Source organism: Rheinheimera tangshanensis (genome assembly GCF_014645135.1).
GTDB lineage: Bacteria > Pseudomonadota > Gammaproteobacteria > Enterobacterales > Alteromonadaceae > Pararheinheimera > Pararheinheimera tangshanensis.
In genome coordinates this window covers 1-2412 of sequence record NZ_BMLH01000021.1, presented here as the reverse complement: position 1 = coordinate 2412, position 2412 = coordinate 1, and the positions used below count along the sequence as shown (strand labels likewise).

Annotated in this window: 3 protein-coding genes; all 3 read right to left on the bottom strand. The window is 50.2% G+C overall.

Annotated elements, in window-relative coordinates; genetic code table 11:
* Positions 1-97: 97 nt before the first annotated feature.
* Genes tnpC through tnpA form a run of 3 tightly spaced genes read right to left on the bottom strand, consistent with a single transcriptional unit; the run spans position 98 to position 2331 of the window.
* The gene (gene tnpC / locus IEW88_RS18595) at positions 98-1687 is read right to left on the bottom strand and encodes an IS66 family transposase (protein WP_147905572.1); all 1590 of its coding nucleotides are present in this window, start codon (positions 1685-1687) and stop codon (positions 98-100) included.
* Positions 1688-1708: 21 nt separating this feature from the next.
* Positions 1709-2059, bottom strand: coding sequence for an IS66 family insertion sequence element accessory protein TnpB (gene tnpB / locus IEW88_RS18590; RefSeq protein WP_147905571.1), 351 nt, complete (start codon positions 2057-2059; stop codon positions 1709-1711).
* Entirely contained in the window at positions 2059-2331 is a 273-nt protein-coding gene (gene tnpA, locus IEW88_RS18585; RefSeq protein WP_185148670.1) for an IS66 family insertion sequence element accessory protein TnpA, read from the bottom strand. The genes tnpB and tnpA overlap by 1 nt, the downstream gene beginning before the upstream one ends.
* Between the last annotated feature and the right edge of the window lie 81 nt (positions 2332-2412).

Below are 2412 nucleotides of genomic sequence, written 5' to 3'. Positions count from 1 at the left end.
TAATCTATCCGCAGGCAGATTTGCTCGTTTAAATCCAATAGTTCGTCTAAAGACAGTTCGTCAATGTGCATGCGGCCTCCGGCGTATTTTTCGTCGGTCATTCTACCGCAGCATCGGTTTTGGTAAACAGCTCTGAGCGCAGAAGCGAACCTGCAAACTGTTCTTTCCACAATCTCGGCGTCAGCTCATGTACCTTGCTTGCCGGATGGTGGTTGATCCGCAGCAGCACGTCCGTCAGGTAATCGTAGACGTTGATATCGTGCAATTTGCAGGTGCTGACCAGGCTTTGGATGACGCCCACATGCTCAGCGCCAAGCTCCGTCCAGCAGAACAGCCAATTTTTACGGCCCATCGGGATGGGGCGTAGCGCCCGCTCCAGATGATTGGTATCCATGGGGACGTCAGGGTCCTCCAAGAAGACTCTGAGCGCAGTTTCTTTACTTCGCACGTAGTTAATGGCTTTAAGTAGCGGGTCTTTGGGTAAAAACGTCTTGGTTTCAATCAACTGCAAGCTCCAGTCGAAGAAGCCATCGACAATCGGTTTGCTATAGTGCAGCCTGTAATCGCGTTTCTTCTCGCCGCTGAGTTTTTGCTGTTTGATGGTTTCTTCAATTTGATACAGTTTAGCGATTTGGCCAATGGCTTCTGCCGCAAGCTCTGGCATGTCTTTTTCCGCTTCAATAAACTGCCGACGGCTGTGCACCCAGCATTGTGCGTGAATGAGTTCATCGTTGGCTTTAGCGTAACTGGCATAGGCGCTGTAACCATCACTGAGCAACGTGCCTTTAAAGCGGGATTTGAGCACCGTTTCAATATGTTGCCGGCCCCGGCTGGTCGAGAAGGTAAAGGCGATTTCGTCTTTATCGCCATACACCGGCCAGAAGTAGCTCTGTTTGAGTTTACCGGGCCCCGCTTTGCCCGCCTTAATGGGCGTCTCGTCCATTGCCAACACTTTACTTTCAAGGATACTGGCAAGCTGTGCATCTGCAATCGGATACAGTAAATCAATGGCGCGGCGCACCACATTGGTGAGTGTGCTGCGACTTAAGGTGATGCCAGCGTCTGTTAAACGCTGATGTTGCCGGTAGAGCGGCAAGTGATACTGGAATTTATCGACCAGTAAACCTGTTAGCAAACTGACATCGGCAATGCTTTTATCCAGCACGTTAAATGGCGCAGGACTCGGCAATATCGCTTCACTGTCTTTTTTCTTCAGTACCTGACGGTCAAACCGCAAGACCACGAAGCTCGCTGGGCGCTGTGATAAGCGGAAGGTGCTTTTGGTGCCAATCACTTCATACAAATCAGCATCTTCGCCCTTCAATTCATCCGGGATGAGGGTGATGATTTTTACCGGCACCTTGTCGCTAAAGCGCAGGCCGCTGTCATTAACGCAATCATCCGGCCGCTGTTTCTGGTTTTGCTTGCGGGTATACGTGATTTGCTCGTTGTCACCTTCAGGCCCGGTGATGGGTGCACTGTCATCGCCCAATAAACTCAATTGTGCCGCATCAATCTGTGGGCGTTTTTCACTTTTTTGACCAAACAACTGATTCTCAAACCAGGCGACCCGGCGCTTGAGCGCGTCGTTTTCCTCTTGCAGCAACGCTTTCTCGCTGGTGAGTTTCACCAGCGCTTCGGCGTGGGCTGCGAGATCAGCAGATGAGATATCGGTGCTTGTTTTCATGGCGGTAATGCTACTAAAAAGTCATTGTTTTTGCTGCAGATAGCGCTTCGATTGTTTGTGGGCAATCACGGTGATCCCGTCAATGATCATTTGCAGGCCACCGGTACTGAGTGCACATTGCCCATCGGCATGGGATTTCACCGGGAACTGACCTTGCTCGAGTCGTTTGGCCCAGATGCAATAGCCGGATGGCTCGAAGTACAGCACTTTCATCTGGGTTTTGCGCTGGTTGACGAAGACAAAATAATGGCCACTTTGCGGCTCAAGCTTCAGTTGATTGCGCACCTGTGCAATTAAACCTTTGAAGGATTTACGCATATCCACCGCGCTGGTACAGAGCCATATTTTTTGTTGGGAAGCGGCCGCAAACATCAGAGTTGATTCAATTTGAGTTCAACACCATTGCCCAAACTCAGCACGATACTCCAGCGAGCAGCACCAGGGGTTTGCGTCAGGGTTGATAAATCAATAAATTGAGTCGGTGAATGTTGTTGCTCATCAGCACTAAATCGCTGACGCCATTTGCAAAAACTGACGTAACCCAAGTCATGCGTTTTACAAAATTGGGCGGCGCTTTGGCCTGAAGCCTGCCATAACTCAATAAAATGTTGCCACTGCGCGGCGCTGCGATGAATTCTTGCCATGATCGTTCTCCTGTAAATTCAGGAGTTCAGATTATCGCGCGGGAATTAGGGCTGGAAGACGGCGTAGAATGAACGGTTACG